The sequence below is a fragment of the Sinimarinibacterium flocculans genome (assembly GCF_003201205.1).
Classification (GTDB): domain Bacteria; phylum Pseudomonadota; class Gammaproteobacteria; order Nevskiales; family Nevskiaceae; genus Solimonas; species Solimonas flocculans.
In genome coordinates, this window is the sequence record NZ_QICN01000001.1 from 672,637 (window position 1) to 696,291 (window position 23,655).

Consider the following 23,655-nt stretch of genomic DNA (forward strand, 5'->3'; position numbering starts at 1 on the left):
ACTGGTCGTGGCATGCGCCGAATCATTCACTACGGCGTCAGTTGGACGTAGGGCAATACTATCCTAACAATCCTGCGTACTTGGCATCGGGGTGGAGGGCGGTCGGCGTGTTGCGGGGTGTCCGGTACCTGAAGGATCAGACATGCCTTTAGGTGCAGCTATGCCGATCACTGAGAGCGACCTCGCCACACTCAAGGATGAGATCGACCGGCGTCATTTTGGTGGTGCCCTGAAGGACGTCACGATACGCTTCGCGATGCTTCCGGTGGGACATTTTGGTAGCTACGCTCCGCGAGTCGGCGTCGAGATCTCAAGCGCACTCGCCGATGCACCTAAAGAGCTGCGCAAGACGGTCGTCCATGAGCTGATCCACGCGTTTCTGGCTCGCGTCAAGGATCCCAGCACCCAGCGTCGCAACGATCCGCATGGCGCGGCTTTTGCGGCGCAGGTGCGCCGGATCAGGAGTGCTGGCGAGGATCTGCGTGGCGAACTCGCGTATGCAACCTGCAGTAACTCGTCTGGCGCCGCGTTGCGTCGCGCGGCCGCGTGCTTCCTTGAGCGTTCTGAACGCAGGAGCAACCCGAGCGGGAGGTTCGACCATGGCGGCAGATGGTATCCGGACGCGGCGGAGCTGCAGGAGTGCTGTGCGGCGGTACGTGCGCCAACTCGCAATTGGCCGTTCAGCCTCATGTCTCATTGCCGAACGATTGCGCACGTGAGCCGCCTGCACGGTGTCGATACCGTGGCGCTCCGTCGGTATCTGGCAAGCCTGGGGTCAGATTGAGTACTGGTCTAGCCCCCATGGACAGAATTTCAAGGTCGGAACGAATTCGCGCAGCATTGCATCGTTGCGCCGGCAACGCTCAATCTTTGGTCGAGCTCGTGGTGCAGTTCAGGGAGCAAGATCGTGCTGGAGTAAGGAGGGCAGTCGAACTCGCTGAACTTGGCGCGTTCTCGGTTCTATCCGAAGGCGAGCGCTGCGCAGCAGCACTTGTCGTGCCGCTATATGCCGGCCAATGCGGCTCTGTTGAGAGCGCCGCTCGCCGTTGTGGTCTCGAGTGGCTTCGCGCCGTGCGAGATGAATTCCCAGATGCTGAAGGCCTCGACCTGCTCCCGGTACTGGAGCGGGAGGAGGAGGAGGGCCATTCAGTGACCGGCCTAGACGACCGGATCGATGGACATAACAGCGTCGGGACGGTGCCCGCAATCTGTTCGACTGAGCGTCGCGAGCTCTTACAGCTGGTTGCGGCAACTTACTTTCGCGAGAATCGGACCTTCGACAGGGTTGTCCTGTGGCAAGGACTGCCAGTTGGGGCTACAAACCGGACTGAGGTCGCAGCGTGGCGTCCGGGCTGCGTTGCGGTTGATAGGAGGGGGCGTCTGTATGTCGCCGTCTGTCGCGGCTTTGAAAATAGTGCAACGAAGTGGGAGCCCGTGCCGTAGTGAAATGACGGAAACATGAATGCCAATCGGTTGGACCGGGTCGCACGAGTCTGATGAGAGACTTGCTGACCAAGGGGGACCTTCGCCACATTCATGGCGCCTCATCGACGCCCACCAACTGATTAACATGCTTCATATCGATCCGATCGCGAATGCGCTGGTCGATCCAGTCCACCACCTCTGATTCGACCCATCCAACAGATCGCGCCGTTAGCCGCACCGGGGACGGGAAGCGGCGGCGTGCGACCTCGGCGTAAACGGTGCTGCGGCCGAGGCCGGTTCTTTTCATTACCTCCGGGAGCCTGAGAAGAGCCACGGCAACGTACTCCAGATTCAGTGTGACTTTCAGTAGGTACCAAGGATCTTGAAGCTGCTGCCGCGGTGCAGGCGCAGTTGCCAGATTTTCGAGTTCGGCATTTGGCCGTTAATGAAAATCCCGCGACGCCATCGCCAGCTGCCCCATCCAGTGCGTGCGGTCATGCACCCGCTGCGCAATCACGTGGATCACGCCTTCCTCGTTCTGTAGCTCCCCCTGGACCACCATCAGCTGCGCCCCGAGGATCTGTTGTCGCTGCTCTTCCTGGATCGACGGCCAAATGATCAGGTTCGTGATCCCGGTTTCGTCTTCCAGCGACGCAAACATGACCCCCGATGCCGTCTCCGGCCGCTGTCGATGTGTCACGAGGCCGGCGACCCGGACCGGGCTGCCGGATCGCATCTGCACCAAATCGGCAGCACGCGAGACCTGCGCGGCCTCAAGTCGGTCCCGCAGCAAGGCGAGGGGATGGCGCCCCAGCGTCAGTCCGACCGCCTGATAGTCCGCGATCAGATCGTCGACTTCCGACGGTGCTCGCAGCTGCGCTGAGTCCTCTCCCGGCGGCGCATCCAGCAGCAGATCGACGATCCGGTCCGCCGCCATCGTGCGCCATCGGGCCTGGCGTCGATCGCCGGCAATTCCGGCCAGCGCCCCTGAATGTGCAAGCGCATCCAGCCCCCGGCGCGTCAGCTCGGTCCGCTTCCACAGCTCGTCGACCTTGGCGTAGGCGCCTTGCCGGCGGCCGCTGACCACCGATGCGGCTTCCACCTCCGGCATGCCCCGGATCATCCGCATGCCCAGACGTAGCGCGTTGCGCGACTCGAGCGTGCAGTCCCAGTCGCTGCGATTCACGTCGACGGGCAGGACCTCGACGCCGGCGCGCCGCGCATCGGCGACCAGCTGTGCGGGCGCGTAGAAGCCCATCGGCTGCGAATTCAGCAGTGCCGCGCAAAACGTTGCCGGCTCATGGCACTTGAGCCAGGCACTGGCATAGATCAGCAGTGCAAAGCTCGCCGCATGGCTCTCGGGAAAACCATACGATCCAAACCCGAGAATCTGCTTGTAGATCTGCTCGGCGAAGGCATCGGAGTAGCCGCGTGCCTTCATGCCGGTCAGCAGCTTGTCGCGGAAATGCTCCAGCCCACCCTTGCGTTGCCACGCCGCCATCGATCGTCGCACCTGATCGGACTCGCCGGGTGAAAAGCCCGCAGCGACCACGGCGATCTGCATCACCTGCTCCTGGAACAGCGGCACACCCATCGTGCGCGACAGCACCCGCTCCAGCTCCGGACTCGGATAGCTCACCGACTCCTTGCCCTGACGACGGCGCAGATAGGGATGGACCATCCCGCCCTGGATCGGCCCCGGCCGGATGATCGCGGTCTCGATCACGAGGTCATAAAAATTGCGGGGTTTGAGGCGCGGCAGCATCGTCATCTGCGCGCGCGACTCGACCTGGAACACTCCGGTGGATTCACCTCGACACAGCATGTCGTAGGTCTGGGAGTCCTCGGCCGGGATATCCGACAGCTCGAAGGGCTTGCCCCGAAGGGCCGACACCATCCCCAGCGCCCGGCGGATCGCCGAGAGCATCCCAAGCGCCAGGCAGTCGACCTTCAGCAGCCCCAAAGTCTCCAGATCATCCTTGTCCCACTGGATGATCGTGCGATCCGCCATGGCCGCGTTCTCGACGGGGACCAGGTGATGCAGTGGCTGCTCCGAGATCACGAAGCCGCCGACATGCTGGGACAGGTGACGCGGAAAGCCGATCAGCGCCGGTACGAGCTTCATCAGCATCTGCACCGGTCGCTGATTGGGATCGAGACCGCACTCGGCAAGCCGGGTCTCGAGCGTGTCGATGCCGTCAAACCAGTACACCGACTTCGCCAATCGATCGACCACCTCAGGCGCAAAGCCCAAGGCCTTGGCGACGTCCCGGATCGCCGACTTGGGGCGGTAACTGATCACCGTCGCCGCCAGCGCGGCCCGATCACGGCCGTAGCGGTTATAGAGATACTGGATCACCTCCTCGCGGCGCTGATGCTCGAAGTCGATATCGATATCCGGTGGCTCGGCGCGCTCCTTCGAAATGAATCGCTCGAAGAGCATCTCCATGCGCATCGGATCGACCTCGGTCACCCCGAGTGCATAGCAGACGGCCGAGTTCGCGGCAGAGCCACGCCCCTGGCAGAGAATGCCCTTCGAGCGCGCAAAGGTGACGATATCGGCGACCGTCAGGAAGTAACTCTCGTAGCGCATCTCCGCAATAAGCTGCAGCTCGCGCCCGATCTGCGCCAGCACCTTGCCCGACGCGCCGTCCGGCCAGCGCCGACGGATGCCGGCCTCGGTCAGCTCGCGCAGCCAGCTGCTGGGCGTGCGACCTGGCGGCACGACCTCATGCGGATACTCGTAGCGCAGCTGGTCGAGTGAAAAGCTGCATCGATCCGCAATGTGCAGCGTCTCATCGAGCCAGTCCCGCGGATACAGCGACTGCAGATCGTCGAGGCTGCGCAGATGCCGCTCGGCATTGGCTTCCAGTCGCAGACCCGCCGTCTCGACCGTGCAGCCCAGGCGCGTGCAGGTGAGCACGTCCTGCAGCGGCCGCCGACTGGCGTCGTGATACCAGGCGCCGCCGACCGCAACGATCGGCAGTCCGGTGCGTGCCGAGAGGTCCTGCGCACGCTCGGAGCGCTGCGCATCAAATCCACGCCGCAGCAGCGACACGGCGATCCACGCCCGCTCGGCAAACGCATCGCGCACCCAGGCGGCCGTATCGATGCGCGCCTTGTGATCGGCGATCCACAGTGCCAGACAGCGATCGGTGTGCTGCGCGAGATCCTCACGCGAGATCCGGTACTGACCCTTCTCGGCATTGCGCCGCGCCATCGTGATGACCTGGCACAGCTGCGTGTACGCGACCTGGTCCGGCGCCAGCAGCACGAGTTGCAGCTCGTCGATGTGGAACGCCGCGCCGATGATCAGCTTCAGACCCGCCTGCTGCGCCGCCTCGTGGGCACGCACGATGCCGGCGAGCGAGCACTCGTCGGTAATGGCCAGCGCGGCATAGCCCTGCGCGTTCGCACGCTCGACCAGCTCTCGTGCACTGGAGGCCCCGCGCAGGAAGGTGAAGTTGCTGATGCAGTGCAGCTCGGCATATCCGGGAGTGGAGGACATCGCTACTCCCACAGCCCGTGCAGAAACCACTGACCCGACTCGCGATCCTGATAGACCCACTGACGGGTACCGTCGCGGGCCTGCGCGATCGCGTAGTCGCGATCGACTGGCGACCACCAGCCGCCCTGCAGACGCTCATGCGCGAGCAGGCGCGGCGTGCGCGACAGCGGCCGGGGCTTGCGCAACAGCCAGACGGGTCGCGGTGGAAAGCTCGCCTTCACCCCCTTGGTCCCCGGCGTCAGCGGCGCACAGGCCTGCTCCGGCCGGTGATCGGCCACCAGGCCCGGCGTCCACACCGCGTCCTTGCCCAGACGCGCGGTGAGCCGCTCAAGAAGCGTTGCCCAGTCGCGCTCGTGCTGATGCACGGTGTCGAACAGGTCCAGCTGTGCGGTGTCCGGTGCATCGAAGCGGTCCGCACGCAGAAACAGCTCGACGACCGGTGAGGTGATCGTCGTGCGCGCGAGCCGCTCGCGCGTGATCAGCAGGAAATGATTGGCGCTGCGCGTCGGCGCCATCAATGCGATCGGCACGGACGTGCGCGTCTTGTTTTCGTGCAGGAAGGCCAGCTCGAAAGCGGCAGCGCCGGTGTCCCGAGCGCGCAGGTAATGCGCCAGCTCGACCAGCAAACGCCGCACCGGAATCAGCAGGCCGTCTGTGGAATCGACGCCGCCGAGCAGCTCGAATCGCCGCTCGAAACGATCCGGCGGAACGACCGGCTCGCGCGGATCGGCGATCTCTCCGGTAAGCCGCGCGAGCAGGTCCGGTAGCTCGGCGCCGAAGCGTCGGCGCAGTGATCCAGCCGGCAGCGCCAGCAGATCGCCAATCCAGTGCAGCCCGCAGCCGTCCAGCTTGGCGAGCAGGTCAGGGCGCATCCGCAGCACGCCGATTGGCCGTCTGGCCAGCCACTGCCGCAGCGCCTCGCGCGTGCGCAGGTGCTGGCCGTGATCGGCGGCGAGCGCCGCGCCCTCGATCGTCGGCGCGGTGCCCAGCGCCATCGTCAGACCCAGACGCTCAAGCAGGGCTTGGGTCGCAGTGAGCAGCTCGCGCAGCCCGCCAAACAAGCGCAGGCTGGCCGAGGCCTCGACCCACACCGCATGAAACACCGATCCGCCGAAGGCGACCGGCGCCTTCGTCGCCAGATGCACGGGACTGCCGAGGCTGTATGCGAGATAGGCCAGCTGGCGTAGCGACTCCTGCTCGGCCTCGGGTCGCCGCGCGAGGGGCCGAATCGGATGCAGCGCCATCGCCGCGCCCAGGTCGGTCCCGGGCTCGATGCCGCAACGGGAATCGATGACCCAGCTGCGAGGGCCACGCCGCTCGATGATCGCGAGATCCGGCACCTGGCCGGCATCAACCGCTTCGAGGCACAGGCGGGTAGGGCGCAGGCAGAGCCACAGCATGGCGGGCAACGCTACGCCGCTTGCCAGTGATCGCCGATGCGACCGCCGCGCGCCTTGAGCACCTCGACATCAAGGCGCTGCTCGACGCGGGTCAGCTTCAGCCGCAGCGCCGCTGGCGAGGGCTGTAGCTCGGCCGCCATCGGGCGCATCAGCACGCCGATCGTGTGCCCCGTCACCGCCGCCAATTGCAGGCGCCGCAGGGCGTGCATGTCTGCCTCGCGAATCCAGCCGACGATCGCACCGAAGACCCCGGCGCGCAGCATCTGCTCGACGCACCACAGCGGCTCGCCGCTCGCGGGCGGATCGACGACGACCAGGCGCGGCAGGACCACGCTGGCGCGAGCCAGTGCCGGGGCGTAGGGGACATGGGGCGGCGCAATGAGGCCGACCCGGCTGCCGGCCTGGGTGAGGTGCCCGAGCATCGGCAGGATCAGCCCCATCTCGCCGACGCCGGGGCGCGGGTGCAGGATCTCGGTCAGGGCATTGCACGGCAGCCCGCCGCCCGGCAGCAAGCGATCCAGATCCGCATGCCCCGTCGGCATCGCCTGCACCCGAAGCGCACGCTGGCCGCGCCAGATCCCGGGGATCTGGTCGAGGCGAGGGGCGGCGGCGCTCGGGGCTGAGGACATGTCCAGCTGGCGATTCGACGGGCTGTATACATATACAGTCCAATAGCCCCGAGGCTACTGCACACGCCCCAAGCGCCTGAGTCGCCGCGAAAAATAGTTGGGTCCGGCGCCAGTCCCGGACCGTTGGCTGCGCGGCCAGCGGGTCGGATATAACGGGATCCCCGACCGAGGGTGCCTGCGCATGACCCCGCTATCCGACGATGCCGTCACCCAGTTCGCCCGGACCTTTGCCGAGGCGGTGGCCGCGTACCTGACCCGAGCCGACGGCCAGTCGGTTTTCGTGACCTTCAGCATCGCCGATGGGGTGTTCATCTGGGATATCGATGAAGGCGGCATCGCTGGCGACGACGTCGATCACCTGATCACCCCCGACTGGCAGCGCCACACCGGTCTGATCGATCAGCCCCTCGATCCGAAGCATCGGGAGTTTTCGCACGAGCGGCTGTGCAAGGCCATCGTCGAGGCGGTGCTGGCCAATGGCTTTGCCGCGCGCGTCGCCCGCCCCGCGCACGCGGCAGTCCTCGCCGAAATGAGCGAAGCCGGTGCACCGGACCGCTCGCTGCACTGATCAAAAGGACCCGCTGCGCCGATGGCTGGACGACGACTCTTCATCGCGCTGATGCCGGACGCAAAAGTGCGCGGCCAGCTGCACGCGACCGCCAAGGATCTGGCGATCCGCATGAACCCGCAGCGCAGGCGGATGATCGCCCCCGAGAACTACCACGTGACGCTGCAGTTTCTTGGTGATGGCATCACCGACGAGCAGCTCGCGGCCCTGCGCCAGGCGCTCAGTCTGGTCCGCGGCGATCCCGTCGAGATGACGATCGACCACGCCCGCACCTTCGGCGAGGGCGGGACCTGGTGGCTGGGCATGCGTCAGACACCGCCGGCGCTCGACGCGCTACGCGCGCAAGTGCTGCTGCGCACCGGCAGTGTCGGTTTCACCGGCGATCGGCGCTTCACCCCGCATGTCTCGGTGATGAAGGTGCCGGAGAAGCTGCCACCGACGCGCACAATGGTCGTGACCTGGACCGCCGATACCTTCGCGCTGGTGAGCAGCACGCTGACGCCGGACGGATCGCGTTACGAGGTGCTGCAGCAGTGGCTGCTCAAGGGCGGGGCGGCGGCCTCAAGCACCGAGCAGCTGTCGCTGCTGTAAACAGCGAGAGCAAATCTCGCTGCGACCGAAAGTGCGGTGCGCCCCCGAGGGTTAAGGGAAGCCTCGGGGGGCAACCGCGGCCTCACCGCTAGAGGGAGGGAATGAGGCGAATTCAGAGTAGGCCCTTCATCACCGCCTGCCTATTAGCCAAACGGCTAATTCCGGATTAGACGTTCGGCCAATATCCGGCGCTGTGCGATCCCGTCATGCTGGTCTCACATCAACGAGACGGGGAATGCCATGAGCCAGTCGAAGATCGTCGTATCCGAACTGTCGGTGCCTTCGGTCCAGCAGACGGATGTCGTGCGCTGCGGGGACAGGATCGTGGTCCTGATGGATGGCCAGCCGTTTGAGCTGGATGCGGACCGGGCGACCGCACTGGCCTGGGCCATCTGCACCCGCGTCGATGCGATCCGCACCGAGCAGGTCGAGCAGTCGATGCGCAATTTCGCATCCGCGCCGGCGCCCGACAGCGTGATGCGCTTCGCAGCCTGACGCGAACAGAGCGGCTCGACGCGGATGGCCTGAGTGCTACGTCACGCTCCCGTCGAGATGGGCGACATAGAGTGATCTGGCCCCACACCCATGGGACGAACGCACCAATCTTCCCCCCGGTAGGCCCCGCAGCCACTGGGGGATTTTTCTGTCTGCGTAAGCGGCGCTAAGCTCGGGGCATGTGCTACTCCGCCCAACTCGTCGCCGCGTTCGAGGAATACCAGTTCTACGGCGGCACGCTGTCGATCAAGGACTTCGACGCGCTCTACGGACACCGCTTCGAGAGCAAGGCGAAGATCCCGAAGATGATCGACCGCTGGTTTGCGAATCCGCAGACCGAAGACGAGCGCCGCATCCGGCAGTCCATCGACGACTTCAACACGCAGAGCGTACGTGGCTGGGAGCAGGAGCTGTTCAAGCAGCGCAAGCGCCTGGCGGATGCGGAGCGAAAGCTCGCGGAGAAGCACACGAAAGCAGCGGCCGAGAGCCAGCGCATCGCCAATAACAAGGTCGAGCAGTTGCTGGAGTGGATCGACAGTGCCCAGCGGACAACGGTCGAGTCCCGTGACTGCAGGATCTTCCCGAACTCCTATGCACCGGTACTGATCTGGCGTGACGGTCAACGCCAGATCGTGCCGATGCGATACATGCTTCGCCCGGCCGGCAAGCCGCCGACCATCGACAAGCTCGCGACGCTCTACAACGCCCGGCGCGACAACCTCGAGAAGTTCTGGAAGGAGCAGTTTGGGCAGACCCACGGCGTGGTCCTGGCCTCGGCTTTCTTCGAGCACGTTGAGCGCGATGGCCAGAACGTCATCCTGAAGTTTCAGCCGCAAACCCGGCAGACCATGCTGGCGGCATGTCTCTGGTCACGCTGGGTCGGACGTGACGGCGATGAGCTGTACTCGTTTGCAGCGATTACCGATGAGCCGCCGGCGGAAGTCGCAGAGGCGGGTCATGATCGCTGCATCATTCCGATCAAGGCCGAGAACCTTGATGCCTGGCTGCAGCCGAATGGGGATACGGCGGCGATGCAGCGGATTCTCGATGATCGGGAGCGGCCCTATTACGAGCACCGGATCGCAGCCTGACGAGGCTGCTCCGAACCAAAGAGCGCAGGTGCGCAGAGCGGGGCTCCCCGCTGCATGATCGGTCCCGAAATGACCTAGCGATTACCCAAAACAAGGAAGCCCGATCGTGAAATCGGGCTAAGTTCTTGAATCATATGGCGTCCCCACGGGGATTCGAACCCCGGTTACCGCCGTGAAAGGGCGATGTCCTAGGCCTCTAGACGATGGGGACGAGGCAAACGGCTTGCGAAGGCCCTGGGGACATTCGCGATTGCCGGATCGGTGCACCGTGGGCAGCGCGGCTCGAGGCTGCGCCGGCTGCGGCTTGATCGTACAGACCCGGCAAACGATTTGGTGGAGCTAGTCGGGATCGAACCGACGACCTCTTGCATGCCATGCAAGCGCTCTCCCAGCTGAGCTATAGCCCCACGCGCTAGGGGCGCGCATTATACCCAAACGTTTCTGGTTTGGAATGATTTTTTTGGGCGTCGGCGAACGACGCGTCCGCGCACCGGCCGAATGTGTACCTCGGAGCGGCAGCGATCCTCGACATCCAGCCCGCAGGCACGGGGACGGAAGTCACGATCGAGGCAGATGCGCACCTCGCGCAGCCAGCGTCCGCTGCACTGTACGGCCACGCTTTCGCGCGTGAGGCCGGGGGTCAGCTCGATGAAGCGATTCTCGATGTCGCGCACGCTGGTGTGCATCGTCGTCTGCATGTCGCGGTACTCCGGCGGAACCACGACCGTTCGCCACGCACGTTCGACATTGAAGAAGTAGTCCTTCATGTCGAGGCCGCTGCAGGTGCCGTGCTTGCGCCACTGACCGTTGACCAGCGCGGCGCTCGGCATCAGCGGAGACATGCGCTCGATCAGCTCCTCGGGCACGCGCTCGCGCTGGCCGCAGGACTCCGGATAGCCGCGTTCGTGCTGCGGCCACAGCCCGTGCACGATGAAGCCGCGCGCCGTCTCGCACTGCTCGCTCGAAGGCTGGGCGCGGCAGAACTGCGGCGACCACGACAGGGCGAGGATCCAGTAGTCGAAGGCGCCAGGACGCTCCGACGATGCCGACCCGGCGCAGGCCGCCGCCGTCGCCAGGGCGACGATCGCGACCAGCGCTGCCTTCAGGCCTTTTGTCCGGCGAGGTAGAGCCATGTTTCGACGACGGTGTCCGGGTTGAGCGACATCGACTCGATCCCCTGATCGAGCAGCCAGCGCGCGAGCGCCGGATGGTCGGACGGCCCCTGGCCGCAGATGCCGATGTACTTGCCGTGCTTGCGGCAGGCGCCGATGGCCATCGCGAGCATGGCCTTGACGGCTTCGTCGCGTTCGTCGAACAGGTGTGCGATCAGTCCGGAGTCGCGGTCCAGACCGAGCGTGAGCTGCGTCATGTCGTTCGAGCCGATCGAGAAACCGTCGAAGTACTCGAGGAAGCGTTCCGCGAGCACGGCGTTCGACGGCAGCTCGCACATCATGATGAGCTGCAGGCCGTTCTCGCCGCGCTTCAGACCGTTGTCGGCGAGGATGTCGACGACCTGTCGGGCTTCGTCCAGCGTGCGCACGAAGGGCACCATCACCTTGACGTTGGTCAGGCCCATCTCGTCGCGCACGTACTTCAGTGCACGGCATTCGAGCTCGAAGCAGGGACGGAAGGCCGGCGAGATGTAACGCGACGCACCGCGGAATCCGATCATCGGATTCTCCTCGTGCGGCTCGTAGCGCTGGCCGGCGATGAGATTGGCGTACTCGTTGGACTTGAAGTCCGACAGGCGCACGATCACCGGCTCCGGCGCGAAAGCCGCCGCGATCGTGGCGACGCCCTCGGCCAGACGCTTGACGAAGTAGTCGATCGGGTTGCCGTAGGGCGCGATCATCGGATCGATCAGGCGCCGCTCCTCCGGCGGCAGACGGTCGAGTTCGAGCAGTGCCTGCGGATGGATGCCGATCTGGCGGTTGATGATGAATTCCAGGCGCGCCAGACCCACACCGCGGTGCGGCAGCGCGGCGAAGTCGAAGGCCTGCTCCGGCGTGCCGACGTTCATCATGATCTTGACCGGCACATCCGGCATCTTGTCGAGTGCCACCTCGTCGACCTGGAAGTCGACGTGGCCCTCGTAGATGTAGCCGGTATCGCCTTCGGCGCAGGACACGGTCACGGCGGCGCCATCGGCCAGCACCTGGGTGGCGTTGCCGCAGCCGACGACCGCCGGAATGCCGAGTTCGCGCGCGATGATCGCGGCGTGGCAGGTCCGACCGCCGCGGTTGGTCACGATCGCGCTCGCGCGCTTCATGATCGGCTCCCAGTCGGGATCGGTCATGTCCGTCACCAGCACGTCACCGGCCTGCACGCGGGTCATCTGCTCGATCGAGTCGAGGATGCGCACGGTGCCGGCGCCGACCTTCTGGCCGATCGCGCGGCCTTCGGTGAGCACGGTCCCCTTGTTCTTGAGCTTGTAGCGGCGCAGGACGTTGGTGCTCGCCCGCGATTTCACCGTTTCCGGACGCGCCTGCAGGATATACAGCTTGCCGTCGATGCCGTCCTTGCCCCATTCGATGTCCATCGGGCGGCCGTAGTGCGCCTCGATGATCAGGGCCTGCTGCGCCAGGGCCTGGACCTCGTCGTCATTCAGGCTGAAGCGACGACGCTCGGCGGCAGCCACCTCGACGAACTCCACCGTCTTGCCGAGCGTGCGGTCGGCCGTGTAGACCATCTTGCGCGCCTTCTCGCCGAGGTTGCGGCGCAGCACGGCCGGCCGCGAAGCCTTGAGGCCGGGCTTGTAGACATAGAACTCGTCCGGGTTGACCGCCCCCTGGACGACGGCTTCACCCAGCCCGTAGGACGCCGTGATGAACACCGCGTCCTGGAAGCCGGACTCGGTGTCCATCGTGAACATGACGCCGCTGGCGCCCTTGTCCGAGCGCACCATGCGCTGCACGCCGGCCGAAAGGGCCACGGCCGCGTGGTCGAAGCCGTGGTGCACGCGGTACGCGATCGCGCGATCGTTGTAGAGCGAGGCAAAGACCTCCTTGATCGCGCTCAGGACGTTGTCGATGCCCTGGACGTTCAGGAAGGTCTCCTGCTGACCGGCGAAAGAGGCGTCCGGAAGGTCCTCTGCCGTCGCCGAGGAGCGCACTGCCACCGAGATGTCGGCGCCGGATTCCGCCACCAGCTGTTCGTAGTGGCTGCGGATGTCCGCTTCCAGCGCGGCGGGGAAGGGCGCCGCGCTCACCGCGGCGCGGATCGCGCTGCCGGTTTCGGCGAGCTTGCGCACGTCGTCGACGTCGAGGCCGCCGAGCATGTCCTGGATGCGACCGGCAAGGTTCTCGTAGGCGAGAAACTCACGGTAGGCGTCCGCGGTGGTGGCAAAGCCGTTGGGCACGCTCACGCCGGAGGCGGCGAGGCTGCGGATCATCTCGCCGAGCGAGGCATTCTTGCCGCCGACCGTCTCGACATCGTGCATGCCCAGCGCGGAGTACCACAAAACCGTCTTGCTCATTCGCTACGTCAGTCCCGCTTGCAGGTAAAGTGAACGGACCGCGGCCGCGCCGCGTCCGCATGCCCTGAATATGACTCTTGCACGTCCCGTTTTCTTCGTGTCCGACGGTACCGGCATCACGGCCGAGACCCTGGGCAACACGCTGCTGACGCAGTTCGATGGCCTGGAGTTCGACAAGACCACGCTGCCATTCGTCAACACCGCGGAACGTGCGAAAAACACCGTGGACTATATCAATTTCGTCGGCCAGCAGACGGGGCACCGACCCCTGGTCTTCAGCACCACCGTGAGCGATGAGGTCCGCACGATGCTGCGGCAGGTCGACGGTTTGTTCATGGATCTGTTCGACCTGTTCATCCACGAGATGGAGCGCGAACTCAAGCTCGGCTCGACGCATGCGCAAGGGCGGGCCCATGGCGTCGCCGACAGGCGCCGCTACGACGAGCGCATCGAGGCGGTGCACTACGCGATGGAGCACGACGACGGCGCCTCGACCCGCGACCTGACGCGCGCCGATCTGATCCTGATCGCGCCCTCACGCTGCGGCAAGACGCCGACCAGCATGTACCTCGCCCTGCAGCACGGCCTGTACTCGACCAACTTTCCGCTGACGGTGGACGACCTCGAGCAGCTGCGGCTGCCGCTCGCACTCAAGGGGCTCGAGGCGCGCTGTTTCGGGCTCACCTCGGACCCGGAACGCCTCGCGCAGGTGCGCAGCGAGCGGCGACCCGGCTCGCGTTACGCGTCCCTGGAGCAGTGCGCGTACGAGCTGCGCCAGGCCGAGCAGCTGTATCGCCGCCGCGGCATTCCCTACGTCAACTCGGCGAGCATGTCGATCGAGGAGATCGCGACCGTGGTGCTGCAGGAAAAGCACCTGCGCAAACACGGCTATCCGGGCGCGTAGCGCGCGGCGTCACGGTCCGGCAACCATCCGGCAGTAAACTCGCCACATTCTGGGAGAGCCTGTACCTGTTGCCGGGTGATGCGCCGTTGACGGCGTACCGGGGTCGTGCGTGGCCGTCCCGCCCTTTCTCGAGTACACGCCATGTCCGCACCGCGCCAGCGCAAGCCCCGTACCGTCACACTCAGCCGCCGCGACTTCCTGCGTCGCGCCACCCTGGGATCGGCCGCCGTCGGAAGTCTGGGCCTGCTGCCCGGCTGCGGCTCCAGCGACGAGGCCGGGGGTCGCGCGCCCGGCGGCGGCACGGCCGAGTTCCGGCACGGCGTGGCCAGCGGCGATCCACTCGTCGACCGCGTGATCCTGTGGACGCGGGTCAGCGGCATCGACGGCGGCAGCGTCGAGGTGGACTACGAGATCTGGGCGGACGCGGCCCTGAGCCAGCCGGTGGGCGGCGGCTCGACGCGGACCGACGCGGATCGCGACTACACGGTCAAGGTCGACGCCACGGGTCTGCAGCCGGGCACGACCTACTACTACCGGTTCAAGGCGGGCGATGTCGCCTCGCCGGTCGGGCGCACGCGCACGGCGCCGCAAGGTGCGACGGCGCGGCTGCGCATCGGCGTCGCCTCGTGCTCGAGCCTCGCGCACGGTCTGTTCAATGCCTACAGACGGCTGGCCGAACGCGCGGATCTGGACGTGGTCCTGCACCTGGGCGACTACATCTACGAATACGGCAGCGGCGAGTACGGCAGCTTCCGGCCCTATGAGCCCGCCAGCGAGATTCTCACGCTCGAGGACTACCGCACGCGATACGGCCAGTACCGTCTCGACGCCGACCTGCAGGCCCTGCATCGCCAGCATCCGGTCGTCGCCATCTGGGACGATCACGAGACGGCCGACAATTCCTGGCGCGACGGCGCCAACAACCACACGGAAGGCGACGAGGGCCTGTGGCAGCAGCGCAAGGCCTGGGCGATCCAGGCGTACCACGAGTGGTTGCCGATCCGGACGGTCGATCCGGCGCGACCCGAACGCATCTATCGCGACTTCCGTTACGGCGATCTGGCCGACATCGTGATGCTGGATACGCGCATCATCGGCCGTGACCTGCAGGCCGGCCTGACCGACGCGGCGTCGATCAACGACGCCGAACGCGCATTGCTGGGAACCGAGCAGCTTGGCTGGCTCGGCGAGCGGCTGGGTGCGAGCACGGCGACCTGGCAGGTGCTCGGGCAACAGGTGATGTTCGGCCAGCTCCGCATCCCCAGCCTGCCGGAGTTGTCGGTGCTGACCGGGATTGCGGTCGAACAATTGCAGGCCTTGCTGCAGTCGCTGCCCGTCGTCAGCACCGGCGGCCTGATCATCAACACCGACCAGTGGGACGGCTATCGCGCCGAGCGCGCACGCGTATTCGATCTGCTGGAGTCGCTGCAGGTGCCGAATCCGGTGGTACTGACCGGCGACATCCACACCTCCTGGTGCATGGACCTGTCGCGTGATCCGGCCAACCCGCTGGTCTACAGCCCGATCGACGGCAGCGGATCGCTGGGGGTCGAGTTCGTCTGTACCTCGGTCACCTCGCCCGGCCTCGACGCGCTCAACGACCTGACGCCGCTGCTGCGGCTGCTCAATCCGCACATCAAGTACGTCGATCTCGCGCGCAAGGGTTATCTGCTGCTCGACATCACGCCCGAGCGCCTGACCGGCGAGCACTGGTACGTGGACGCGATCGATCGCGCCGATGCCGGCGAAGCCTTCGGCACGGCGTATGCCGTGGAAGCCGGCAGCCGCCGTCTGATCGCCGGCGAGCAGACGCAGCCGAAGCCGGACGCACCGCCGCTGGCGCCGTAGGTCCGCGTCCGCCGACGGCGGCGAACGGCTATGCTTGCGCGGTGACTCCGTATTCCCCGCGCCTGACGCGCCTGATCGAAGCCCTGCGCCGCCTGCCCGGCGTCGGCCCCAAGTCCGCACAGCGCATGGCCTTTCACCTGCTGGAGCGCGAGCGCGATGGCGCGCGCGCGCTGGGTGCCGCGCTCGTCGATGCGCTCGACAACATCGGCCGCTGCGAACAGTGCCGCATGTTCTGCGAAGACCAGGCCTGCCGCTACTGCAGCGCGCAGCGGGCCGAGACCGGGCAGCTGTGCATCGTCGAAGGGCCGGCGGATCTGGTCGCGATCGAACAGAACACGCCGTATCGCGGGCGCTATTTCGTGCTGATGGGGCGGCTGTCGCCGATTGACGGCGTCGGTCCCGAGGAACTCGGCCTCCCGCGGCTGGGCGCGATGCTCGACGCCGGTTGGGTGCGCGAGCTGATCCTCGCCACCAATCCGACGGTCGAGGGCGAGGCGACGGCCTACTACCTGGCCGAGATGGGCCGCGCGCGCGACATCCGCGTGACGCGTATCGCCCACGGTGTGCCGATGGGCGGCGAGCTCGAGTATGTGGACGCCGGCACGCTTGCGCATGCCCTGTCGGGCCGCAGGAGCCTCTGAGCAGCCGGCCTGGAGTGCTTGTGCGCCGTCAGCTCAGCAGCGTGTCGATCTTCGCCGCGCAGATGAAATCGTTCTCGCTGAGACCGTCCACCGCATGTGTCGAGTACCGCACGCTGGCGTTCTTGTAGCCGAAGCTGATGTCCGGGTGATGGTCCTGCGTATGGGCGATCCAGGCGACGGCGTTGACGAAGGCGGTGGTCTGCCAGTAGTTGTCGAAGCTGAAGTTGCCGGCGATCGCCTTGCCGTCCTCGACGATGCGCCAGCGTTCGTGAAGCTGCTTGCGCAGCGTCGTCGCGGCCGCGAGGTCGAGTGGCGGCACGCCGCCTTCGCAGGGGACGCAGTGCTTCTTGCTGAGATCGGACATGTCGCGGCCTGAAGGTGGGGGGCGCCAGTTTAGCCCCTGAGCGCAGTTTCCAAGTCTGCGCGCAGATCGTCGAAGTCCTCGATGCCGACCGACAGGCGGCACAGCGTGTCGCTGATGCCCAGTTGCGCGCGCGCGTCCGCGGGCACGCTGGCGTGCGTCATGATCGCCGGGTGCTCGATCAGGCTCTCGACGCCGCCGAGCGATTCGGCGAGGGCGAACAGCTCGCAGCGTTCGAGAAAGCGCCGGGCGTCGTCCAGTCCTCCGTTGAGTTCGATCGAGATCATGCCGCCGAAGCCGCGCGGCATCTGGCGTCGGGCAAGCGCGTGCTGCGGGTGCGACGGCAGGCCGGGGTAGTGGACACGCGCGACCTTCGGATGCGCCTCCAGCCATGCGGCGAGCGCGAGCGCGTTCTCGCAGTGCCGCTGCATGCGTACCGCCAGCGTCTTGACGCCGCGCAGCGCAAGAAAGCTGTCGAAGGGCCCGGCAACCGCGCCGACGGCGTTCTGCAGGAAAGCCAGGCGCTCGGCCAGCTCGGCATGCCCGCCGACGATCAGCAGCCCGTTGACGACGTCCGAGTGTCCGTTGATGTACTTGGTGGCCGAGTGCATCACCAGGTCGAAGCCGTGCTCGAGCGGACGCTGCAGGAAGGGGCTCGCGAAAGTGTTGTCGGCGGCTGCGAGCACGCCGTGGCGTTTCGCGATCTCCGCGATCGCCGATAGGTCGGCGAGCTTGAGCATGGGGTTTGACGGCGTTTCCACCCAGATCAGGCGGGTCTGCGGCGTGATGGCCGCCTCCACGTTCTTCGGCTCGCGCAGGTCGACGTAGCTGAAACGCAGGCCGGCGCTCTTCTCGCGCACGCGCGCGAACAGCCTGTAGGTGCCGCCATACATGTCGTCGGAGGCGATGACGTGCGCGCCCGGTTCGAGCGTATCGAGCAGCGTCGCCGTCGCCGCCAGGCCGGATGCGAAGGAGAAGCCGCGCGTGCCGGACTCGAGGTCGGCGACGCAGCGTTCGAAGGCGAAGCGCGTGGGGTTGTGCGTTCGCGAATACTCGTAGCCCTTGTGGACGCCGGGGCTGTCCTGGACGTAGGTCGAGGTGGCGTAGATCGGCGGCATGACCGCGCCGGTCGTCGGATCCGGCGCCTGTCCGGCGTGGATGCAGCGTGTCGCGAATCGGGTCTCGGCGTTCATGGTGCGGTATTCCTCGATGAGGCGGTCCGTGGCGTCGGCCGGTGCGTTCCGGCAGCCGGCATCACCCCTGATAGGTCCTGGCCGTCAGGGCGATGTCGGTCGCGAGGCTGCGCACGGCCATGACCAGGAAGGTGCTGAGGTCGGAATCCTCGCCGTAGTTCGCGGAGTGCAGGTTGGCGACGCGGCCGTCGCGCACGAACTGGAAGGCGCTGCCCCACTTCTCCTCGCGCTGACGGTCGTAGACCGCGATCGGCATGCCGCCGTGCTGCTTGAGCAGCGAGAAGCACGGTATGTCGGTGTAGCCGTCGCCGACGAAGATCATCTGGCTCAGCGGCACACGCAGGCGGTCTGCCGGCAGCTTGCGATTGACCTCGAAAGGCTTGCCGCGGTGCTGCGCGCCGACCAGGCCCTTCTGCACGTGGAACAGGTACCGCGTCTTGTCGGTGAAGCTGATGATGCGGCGGGGAAAACTGGCGTGGCCCTGTTCGTCGTAGTGAAACTCCGAGGCCCAGAGGTCGGTGAGTTCGTGCGCGATGCGGGTATGCCGGAGCACGTCGCCGATGCCGCTGGAAATCACGTAGAACTCGACCTTCACGCTCGGATTGGCTTCCCGGGCGGCCGAACGCAGGCGAGGGAACAGGGTCTCGACGCCGGGGTGCAGCGGCGCCTCGCGGCCCCATTGCGCGAGCCGCTCGCGGGTGATCGGCGGCAGCCGTCCGTCGCGGGCGGCGGCGATCATCTCGTGCAGGTAGGCCGGAACGGGGTCCCAGTCGTCGCGGGTGATCAGGGGGTCGACACGTTCCTTCCAGAAGCGGCCGACATCGTCGAGCCCGCAGTGCCGCAGAAAGCCGCTGGTCGTGTCCGGGGCGAGCGTGTCGTCGAAGTCGAAGACGACCGCGATGGTCTCGTGCATCGTGAAAGGCTATCAGAGCTGCTTGCGCAGGTAGTTGAGCAGGTCGATGCGCGTGATCAGGCCGACGAAGCGGCGCCCCTCGGCGACGATCACCACGTGATCGCGCGCGAAGATCGGCATCAGTTCCGCGACCGGCGTCGACGGCGACACCGTTTCGAGCTGCGTGACCATCGCGGTCGACACCGCATCGTTGAAACGTGCCGGGTCCAGGTGCACGTGCTGCATGATGTCGGATTCGTCGACGATGCCGATGAGCTGTTCGCCGTCCATGACCGGCACCTGGGAGACATCGAACAGCTTCATGCGCCGGTAGGCCAGCAGAAGGGTATCGTCGGGCCGCACGGTGACCGCCGAACCTTCGGCGTAGCGGCGCACGATCAGGTCGAGCAGCGAGCCTTCGCGCGGCCGTTCGAGCAGGCCCTGGTCGAACATCCAGAAGTCGTTGTACATCTTCGACAGGTACTTGTTGCCGCTGTCGCAGACGAAGCTGACGACCCGCCGGGGCGCCGTCTGCGCGCGGCAGTAGCGCAGGGCCGCGGCCAGCAGCGTGCCGGTGCTCGAGCCGCCGAGAATGCCCTCGCGGGCCAGCAGCTCGCGCGCGGTGGCGAAGCTTTCCGCGTCGCTGATCTCGTAGGCCGTGCGCACGCGCGACAGGTCGCAGTTCGGCGGTACGAAATCCTCGCCGATGCCTTCGACCAGCCAGCTGCCGGCCTCCTTATGGATGCTGCCGGTACGCACGACATCGGTCAGGATCGAGCCGAGCGGGTCGGCCAGCACCATCTCGACGTGCGGCGCAACGCGGGCGAAGTAGCGCGACAGGCCGGTGAGGGTGCCGCCGCTGCCGACGCCGACGACGACGGCGTCGAGCATCTGTCCGGTCTGCGCCCAGATCTCGGGGGCGGTCGTGGCTTCGTGGGCCATCGGGTTCGCGGGGTTGGCGAACTGGTTGACGTAGAAACTGTTCGGCGTCTCGCTGGCGAGGCGCTCGGCGATGTCCTGGTAGTACTCCGGGTGACCCTTGCCGACGTCGCTGCGGGTGATGCGCACCTCGGCGCCGAGCGCCTTGAGGTGCAGCACCTTCTCCTGCGCCATCTTGTCCGGAATCACCAGGATCAGGCGATAGCCCTTCTGCGCCGCGACCAGCGCCAGGCCGAGCCCGGTGTTGCCTGCGGTGGCCTCGATCAGGGTGCCGCCCGGCTTGATCCGTCCGTCGCGCTCGGCGGCCTCGATCATCGACAGGCCGATGCGATCCTTGATGCTGCCGGTCGGGTTCTGGTTCTCCAGCTTGACGAACAGCCGGCACGGGCCGGTATCGAGTCGACGCAATTCCACCAGCGGCGTGCTGCCGATGGTGTCGAGGACACCGCCGCTACGCTGCATGGTCGTTCTCCTCGCTTGCCGGCTGACGGCTCGTCGACTCAAGATACCATCGCGAATCACCGAATGTCCGAGATGAAGGCAGACCCCAGCAACCTGATCTGGATCGACCTGGAAATGACCGGTCTGATCCCCGAGCGCCACCGCATCATCGAGATCGCGACCGTCGTCACCGACTCGCAGCTCAACGTGCTGGCGGAGGGACCGGTACTGGCGATCCATCAGCCGGAGGCGGAACTCTCGGCGATGGACGAGTGGAACACGCGCCAGCACGGCGGGTCCGGTCTGACGCAGCGCGTGCGCGAAAGTGCAGTGGACGAGGCGGCGGCCGAGCGGCAGACGCTCGCGTTTCTGGCGGAGTGGGTGCCGGCGGGCGCCTCACCGATGTGCGGCAACTCGATCTGCCAGGACCGGCGCTTTCTCGCACGCTGGATGCCGCTGCTGGAGCGTCATTTCCACTACCGGAACCTCGATGTGAGCACGCTCAAGGAGCTGTGCCAGCGCTGGGCACCGGAGGTCGCGCGGGGTTTCAGCAAGAACTCGTCGCACCTGGCGCTGGAGGACATCCGCGATTCGATCGCCGAGCTCGTGCACTATCGCGCGCACTTCCTGCGCCTGCCGGCATAGCCCGCGACGGCGCGGAGCCTTCAGCGCAACGGCAGTGCGACGATGACCTTGGCGCCGCCGAGTGCGGAGCGGTCGAGCAGCAGGCGTCCGCTGTAGGCCTGTACGATCTCGGCCACTGCGGCGAGGCCCAGTCCCTGTCCCGGCTGGCGTTGATCGGCGCGGGCGCCGCGTTGCAGCAGCTGCTCTGCCTGAGGGGGGAAGCCGGCGCCATTGTCCTCGACGACGATCAGGCACTGGCGCGACCCGCTCAGCGCACTGACGCGCACCTGGCCGTTGCCGTACTTCGCCGCGTTATCGATGAGATTGCCGAGCAGGTCGTAGAGGTCGCCCTGGTCGGCGCGCAGGCGCAGGTCGCCCGGGACCGCGTTCTCGACCCGTAAGGAGCGGTCGGCGTAGACCTTGGCCATGGCGCCGAGCAGCTTCTCGCACAGGCCGTGCAGCAGTACGGGTTCGGTCAGCGTGCGCGTTCCGGCAGCCGCGGCGCGACGCAGCTGGTGGTCGACGATGTGCTGCATGCGGTCGAGCTGCTCGCTGAGCTGGCGGCGAAAGCCGGCTTCGAGGCCGGACTCCGCCGTCATGCCGCGCAGCACCGCCAGCGGCGTCTTCAGCGTGTGCGCGAGATCGCCCAGGGCGTTGCGGTAACGCGTCTGCTGGCTGCGCTCCGCGGCGATCATCGTGTTGAGGTCGCGGGCGAGGGGCTGGATCTCCTCGGGATAGCTGCCCTGGATCTGCGGTTGCTGGCCGCTCTCGATCTGCTGCAGCTCGCGCCCGAGCAGGCGCAGCGGCTTGAGCCCCCACCGCAGCAACAGCAGCAGTGCCAGCGTCAGCGCGATCAGCGTCGTGCCCAGCCACAGCCACAGCGTGCGGCGGAAGGCCACCAGCTGGCGGTCCCAGGCATTGGCGTCCTCGAGCACCACGACGGTGTAGCGCCTGGGGTCGTCGGCCGAGTCGATCCAGCGCAGTCCGAAGCTCAGGGCGAAGGCATTGGGGTCGACGAGCCGTTCGAAACGCCACTCGCCGACCTCGGGCATCGCCGGTGGCGTCAGTCGCAGGAAGTCCGCCGAACTCCAGACGACGACCGCGTCGTCATTGAACAGCGCGGCTTCGAGTCCCGACAGCGGTTGCCGCAGGCGCGGATCCGGCACCGCGTCGAGTGCGATGGTCAGGTCGCCGAAGGCGTCGGACGATGCGGCGCCGAGCAGCGAGTAGACCAGCGTCTGCATCTTGTCCTCCTGCGCCTGCAGCATCCCGTTCTGGAAGGAGCGGTCGAGGATCAGCCCCGTGAGGCTGCCGAAGGCGATGAGGATCAGCGCGGCCGCGACCAGCAGCCGCGTCCGCAGCGAGTTCACAGGCGGGCGTCCGGGCCTGCCATCAGCTGCGCGGCAGGTCCCAGCGGTAACCGGCGCCGCGGATCGTGGTGATCGGGTTGTACTGGCTGTCGGGATCGAGCTTCGACCGTAGGCGGCGGATGAAGACCTCGATCACGTTGCTGTCGCGCTCCTCGTTTTCCGTGTAGAGGTGCTCGGTGAGTTCGGTCTTGGAGATGACCTTGCCGGCGTGGGTGACGAGGTACTCCAGCACGCGGAACTCGTAGCTCGTCAGTTCGACCGGCTTGCCGTCGGCCGCGACCGTTCTGGCGCTCACGTCGACGACGAACGGGCCGGACGCCAGTTGCGCCGATGCCCAGCCGCCGGTGCGCCGGAGCAGCGCGCGCACGCGCGCAATCAGCTCCTCGCGGTGGAAAGGCTTGACCAGGTAGTCGTCGGCGCCGGCTTCGAGACCCTCGACCTTCGCTTCCCAGCCGTCGCGGGCGGTCAGGATCAGGATCGGGTACTTGCGGCCGCTGCTGCGGGCCTTGCGCACGATGTCGATGCCGGGCACGCCGGGCAGGCCCAGATCGACGATGGCGATGTCCGCGGGATATTCCTCGGCCATGAACAGTCCCTGCTCGCCGTCGCCGGCGGCGTCGACGGCAAAACCCTCGTCGGTCAGAAACTGGACGACCTGTTCGCGCAGTGCGACGTCATCCTCGATCACCATGGCTCGCATATCGCCTTCCTGGACTTACGGGTGGATCTTGTAGATGCGGACTTCGCCGTCCTTGAGGACTTTCACGCGATAGCCGCCGTTGTTCTCTTCCTGCACCGACAGGACGCGGCCGCCGTAGCGACGCTGTACCTGGCGGGCGGCATCGGTGGCCGAAAGACGCGGCTCGCGAAACCGCGGTACCGGCGTCGTGCGCGGCATGACGATGCCCGGGTCGACCAGTCGTCTCTGCAGCAATCCCTCCTGATCGGCGGACACGGGCACCGTCGCACCGGCAGCGGCGATGCCGAGCATCAGGCCTCCGACGGCGTCACGCGCGCTGCGGAACCCGCCGCATCTTCTACGTGAGGATGTCAGATCCGGATGCCGCAGCGCCGACTCCATCGATTGCCGATCACCTTGCTTCAATAGCACACCTGGATGCGGCCGTGCCTGCCATGCCCGGCACTGCAGGGGTCGCCGGCTTCCGTTCGCGACGAACCACTGCGGAATCGGACCCGTCCCACGGCACTGCCGTCCGGGCCAGGCACCCCTCGCGCGGCCCGAACGAACACGGGCCTGCG

22 protein-coding genes and 2 tRNA genes are annotated in these 23,655 nt (G+C 66.6%); 9 read left to right on the plus strand and 15 right to left on the minus strand.

The genetic code is table 11. The features are described 5' to 3' along the window. Positions 1 to 160 precede the first annotated feature (160 nt). Positions 161 to 784: a SprT-like domain-containing protein gene (locus C8D93_RS03060; protein ID WP_170123866.1), complete on the plus strand. Its 624-nt coding sequence runs from the start codon at positions 161 to 163 to the stop codon at positions 782 to 784. Positions 785 to 1,534: 750 nt separating this feature from the next. Here the strand turns inward: C8D93_RS03060 and C8D93_RS03065 are convergent. The 4 genes from C8D93_RS03065 to imuA all read right to left on the minus strand — a co-directional run bounded on the left by C8D93_RS03065 (position 1,535) and on the right by imuA (position 6,962). Further along, positions 1,535 to 1,759, minus strand: coding sequence for a helix-turn-helix transcriptional regulator (locus C8D93_RS03065; RefSeq protein WP_110263668.1), 225 nt, complete (start codon positions 1,757 to 1,759; stop codon positions 1,535 to 1,537). 108 nt (positions 1,760 to 1,867) lie between these two features. Further along, complete coding sequence (locus C8D93_RS03070) at positions 1,868 to 4,933, minus strand: error-prone DNA polymerase (protein ID WP_110263669.1); 3,066 nt, start codon at positions 4,931 to 4,933, stop codon at positions 1,868 to 1,870. 2 nt (positions 4,934 to 4,935) lie between these two features. Continuing rightward, on the minus strand, positions 4,936 to 6,333 hold the full coding sequence (locus C8D93_RS03075) for a Y-family DNA polymerase (RefSeq protein WP_110263670.1): 1,398 nt from the start codon (positions 6,331 to 6,333) through the stop codon (positions 4,936 to 4,938). 11 nt (positions 6,334 to 6,344) lie between these two features. Continuing rightward, a complete protein-coding gene (imuA, locus tag C8D93_RS03080) occupies positions 6,345 to 6,962 on the minus strand; it encodes a translesion DNA synthesis-associated protein ImuA (protein ID WP_110263671.1) in 618 nt (205 codons plus the stop codon). A 181-nt stretch (positions 6,963 to 7,143) separates the two neighbouring features. Between imuA and C8D93_RS03085 the strand changes: the two genes are divergently transcribed. The 4 genes from C8D93_RS03085 to C8D93_RS03100 all read left to right on the plus strand — a co-directional run bounded on the left by C8D93_RS03085 (position 7,144) and on the right by C8D93_RS03100 (position 9,707). Next, positions 7,144 to 7,530, plus strand: a complete 387-nt coding sequence (locus tag C8D93_RS03085; protein WP_110263672.1) for a hypothetical protein — start codon at positions 7,144 to 7,146, stop codon at positions 7,528 to 7,530. Positions 7,531 to 7,551: 21 nt separating this feature from the next. Further along, a complete protein-coding gene (thpR, locus tag C8D93_RS03090; RefSeq protein ID WP_110263673.1) occupies positions 7,552 to 8,121 on the plus strand; it encodes an RNA 2',3'-cyclic phosphodiesterase in 570 nt (189 codons plus the stop codon). Positions 8,122 to 8,361: 240 nt separating this feature from the next. Continuing rightward, complete coding sequence (locus C8D93_RS03095) at positions 8,362 to 8,616, plus strand: hypothetical protein (RefSeq protein WP_110263674.1); 255 nt, start codon at positions 8,362 to 8,364, stop codon at positions 8,614 to 8,616. Between the two features lie 179 nt (positions 8,617 to 8,795). Further along, positions 8,796 to 9,707: an SOS response-associated peptidase family protein gene (locus C8D93_RS03100; RefSeq protein ID WP_110263675.1), complete on the plus strand. Its 912-nt coding sequence runs from the start codon at positions 8,796 to 8,798 to the stop codon at positions 9,705 to 9,707. Between the two features lie 135 nt (positions 9,708 to 9,842). Here the strand turns inward: C8D93_RS03100 and C8D93_RS03105 are convergent. The 4 genes from C8D93_RS03105 to ppsA all read right to left on the minus strand — a co-directional run bounded on the left by C8D93_RS03105 (position 9,843) and on the right by ppsA (position 13,182). Further along, positions 9,843 to 9,918, minus strand: a tRNA-Glu gene (locus C8D93_RS03105). 120 nt (positions 9,919 to 10,038) lie between these two features. After that, positions 10,039 to 10,114, minus strand: a tRNA-Ala gene (locus C8D93_RS03110). Between the two features lie 18 nt (positions 10,115 to 10,132). Continuing rightward, the gene (locus C8D93_RS03115; RefSeq protein WP_110263676.1) at positions 10,133 to 10,840 is read right to left on the minus strand and encodes a ribonuclease T2 family protein; all 708 of its coding nucleotides are present in this window, start codon (positions 10,838 to 10,840) and stop codon (positions 10,133 to 10,135) included. Next, positions 10,810 to 13,182 (minus strand): phosphoenolpyruvate synthase, encoded by a 2,373-nt coding sequence (gene ppsA / locus C8D93_RS03120; protein WP_110263677.1) that lies wholly within the window; start codon positions 13,180 to 13,182, stop codon positions 10,810 to 10,812. The genes C8D93_RS03115 and ppsA overlap by 31 nt, the downstream gene beginning before the upstream one ends. Before the next feature lie 70 nt (positions 13,183 to 13,252). Between ppsA and ppsR the strand changes: the two genes are divergently transcribed. From ppsR to recR, 3 genes are all read left to right on the plus strand, one after another. After that, entirely contained in the window at positions 13,253 to 14,086 is an 834-nt protein-coding gene (ppsR, locus tag C8D93_RS03125) for a phosphoenolpyruvate synthetase regulatory kinase/phosphorylase PpsR (protein WP_110263678.1), read from the plus strand. Between the two features lie 141 nt (positions 14,087 to 14,227). After that, entirely contained in the window at positions 14,228 to 15,934 is a 1,707-nt protein-coding gene (locus tag C8D93_RS03130) for an alkaline phosphatase D family protein (protein ID WP_110263679.1), read from the plus strand. Positions 15,935 to 15,975: 41 nt separating this feature from the next. Next, the gene (recR, locus tag C8D93_RS03135; protein WP_110263680.1) at positions 15,976 to 16,575 is read left to right on the plus strand and encodes a recombination mediator RecR; all 600 of its coding nucleotides are present in this window, start codon (positions 15,976 to 15,978) and stop codon (positions 16,573 to 16,575) included. 28 nt (positions 16,576 to 16,603) lie between these two features. Here recR and C8D93_RS03140 read toward each other — a convergent pair whose 3' ends face one another. The 4 genes from C8D93_RS03140 to C8D93_RS03155 all read right to left on the minus strand — a co-directional run bounded on the left by C8D93_RS03140 (position 16,604) and on the right by C8D93_RS03155 (position 20,422). Beyond that, the gene (locus tag C8D93_RS03140; RefSeq protein WP_110263681.1) at positions 16,604 to 16,939 is read right to left on the minus strand and encodes a 4a-hydroxytetrahydrobiopterin dehydratase; all 336 of its coding nucleotides are present in this window, start codon (positions 16,937 to 16,939) and stop codon (positions 16,604 to 16,606) included. A gap of 29 nt (positions 16,940 to 16,968) precedes the next feature. Further along, positions 16,969 to 18,129 (minus strand): cystathionine gamma-synthase, encoded by a 1,161-nt coding sequence (locus C8D93_RS03145; protein WP_110263682.1) that lies wholly within the window; start codon positions 18,127 to 18,129, stop codon positions 16,969 to 16,971. A gap of 61 nt (positions 18,130 to 18,190) precedes the next feature. Then, on the minus strand, positions 18,191 to 19,042 hold the full coding sequence (locus C8D93_RS03150) for a haloacid dehalogenase-like hydrolase (protein ID WP_110263683.1): 852 nt from the start codon (positions 19,040 to 19,042) through the stop codon (positions 18,191 to 18,193). A 12-nt stretch (positions 19,043 to 19,054) separates the two neighbouring features. Continuing rightward, positions 19,055 to 20,422, minus strand: coding sequence for a pyridoxal-phosphate dependent enzyme (locus C8D93_RS03155; protein ID WP_110263684.1), 1,368 nt, complete (start codon positions 20,420 to 20,422; stop codon positions 19,055 to 19,057). A 72-nt stretch (positions 20,423 to 20,494) separates the two neighbouring features. Here C8D93_RS03155 and orn point away from each other — a divergent pair, with 72 nt between their 5' ends. Further along, a complete protein-coding gene (orn, locus tag C8D93_RS03160) occupies positions 20,495 to 21,046 on the plus strand; it encodes an oligoribonuclease (protein WP_110263840.1) in 552 nt (183 codons plus the stop codon). Between the two features lie 20 nt (positions 21,047 to 21,066). Here orn and C8D93_RS03165 read toward each other — a convergent pair whose 3' ends face one another. From C8D93_RS03165 to C8D93_RS03175, 3 genes are read right to left on the minus strand one after another with little or no spacing between them, the layout of a single operon-like run. Then, entirely contained in the window at positions 21,067 to 22,395 is a 1,329-nt protein-coding gene (locus C8D93_RS03165) for an ATP-binding protein (RefSeq protein ID WP_170123867.1), read from the minus strand. A gap of 22 nt (positions 22,396 to 22,417) precedes the next feature. Then, positions 22,418 to 23,095 (minus strand): response regulator transcription factor, encoded by a 678-nt coding sequence (locus tag C8D93_RS03170; protein WP_110263686.1) that lies wholly within the window; start codon positions 23,093 to 23,095, stop codon positions 22,418 to 22,420. A gap of 15 nt (positions 23,096 to 23,110) precedes the next feature. Beyond that, entirely contained in the window at positions 23,111 to 23,386 is a 276-nt protein-coding gene (locus C8D93_RS03175; protein WP_110263687.1) for a PepSY domain-containing protein, read from the minus strand. Positions 23,387 to 23,655: the final 269 nt, after the last annotated feature.

Bases quoted from the DNA above. Each gene is read 5' to 3' on its own strand.
- C8D93_RS03060 (WP_170123866.1), top strand. From the start codon at position 161: ATGCCGATCACTGAGAGCGACCTCGCCACACTCAAGGATGAGATCGAC.
- C8D93_RS03070 (WP_110263669.1), bottom strand. From the start codon at position 4,933: ATGTCCTCCACTCCCGGATATGCCGAGCTGCACTGCATCAGCAACTTC.
- C8D93_RS03075 (WP_110263670.1), bottom strand. From the start codon at position 6,333: ATGCTGTGGCTCTGCCTGCGCCCTACCCGCCTGTGCCTCGAAGCGGTT.
- imuA (WP_110263671.1), bottom strand. From the start codon at position 6,962: ATGTCCTCAGCCCCGAGCGCCGCCGCCCCTCGCCTCGACCAGATCCCC.
- C8D93_RS03085 (WP_110263672.1), top strand. From the start codon at position 7,144: ATGACCCCGCTATCCGACGATGCCGTCACCCAGTTCGCCCGGACCTTT.
- thpR (WP_110263673.1), top strand. From the start codon at position 7,552: ATGGCTGGACGACGACTCTTCATCGCGCTGATGCCGGACGCAAAAGTG.
- C8D93_RS03095 (WP_110263674.1), top strand. From the start codon at position 8,362: ATGAGCCAGTCGAAGATCGTCGTATCCGAACTGTCGGTGCCTTCGGTC.
- C8D93_RS03100 (WP_110263675.1), top strand. From the start codon at position 8,796: ATGTGCTACTCCGCCCAACTCGTCGCCGCGTTCGAGGAATACCAGTTC.
- C8D93_RS03115 (WP_110263676.1), bottom strand. From the start codon at position 10,840: ATGGCTCTACCTCGCCGGACAAAAGGCCTGAAGGCAGCGCTGGTCGCG.
- ppsA (WP_110263677.1), bottom strand. From the start codon at position 13,182: ATGAGCAAGACGGTTTTGTGGTACTCCGCGCTGGGCATGCACGATGTC.
- ppsR (WP_110263678.1), top strand. From the start codon at position 13,253: ATGACTCTTGCACGTCCCGTTTTCTTCGTGTCCGACGGTACCGGCATC.
- C8D93_RS03130 (WP_110263679.1), top strand. From the start codon at position 14,228: ATGTCCGCACCGCGCCAGCGCAAGCCCCGTACCGTCACACTCAGCCGC.
- C8D93_RS03140 (WP_110263681.1), bottom strand. From the start codon at position 16,939: ATGTCCGATCTCAGCAAGAAGCACTGCGTCCCCTGCGAAGGCGGCGTG.
- C8D93_RS03145 (WP_110263682.1), bottom strand. From the start codon at position 18,129: ATGAACGCCGAGACCCGATTCGCGACACGCTGCATCCACGCCGGACAG.
- C8D93_RS03150 (WP_110263683.1), bottom strand. From the start codon at position 19,042: ATGCACGAGACCATCGCGGTCGTCTTCGACTTCGACGACACGCTCGCC.
- C8D93_RS03155 (WP_110263684.1), bottom strand. From the start codon at position 20,422: ATGCAGCGTAGCGGCGGTGTCCTCGACACCATCGGCAGCACGCCGCTG.
- orn (WP_110263840.1), top strand. From the start codon at position 20,495: ATGAAGGCAGACCCCAGCAACCTGATCTGGATCGACCTGGAAATGACC.
- C8D93_RS03170 (WP_110263686.1), bottom strand. From the start codon at position 23,095: ATGCGAGCCATGGTGATCGAGGATGACGTCGCACTGCGCGAACAGGTC.
- C8D93_RS03175 (WP_110263687.1), bottom strand. From the start codon at position 23,386: ATGCTCGGCATCGCCGCTGCCGGTGCGACGGTGCCCGTGTCCGCCGAT.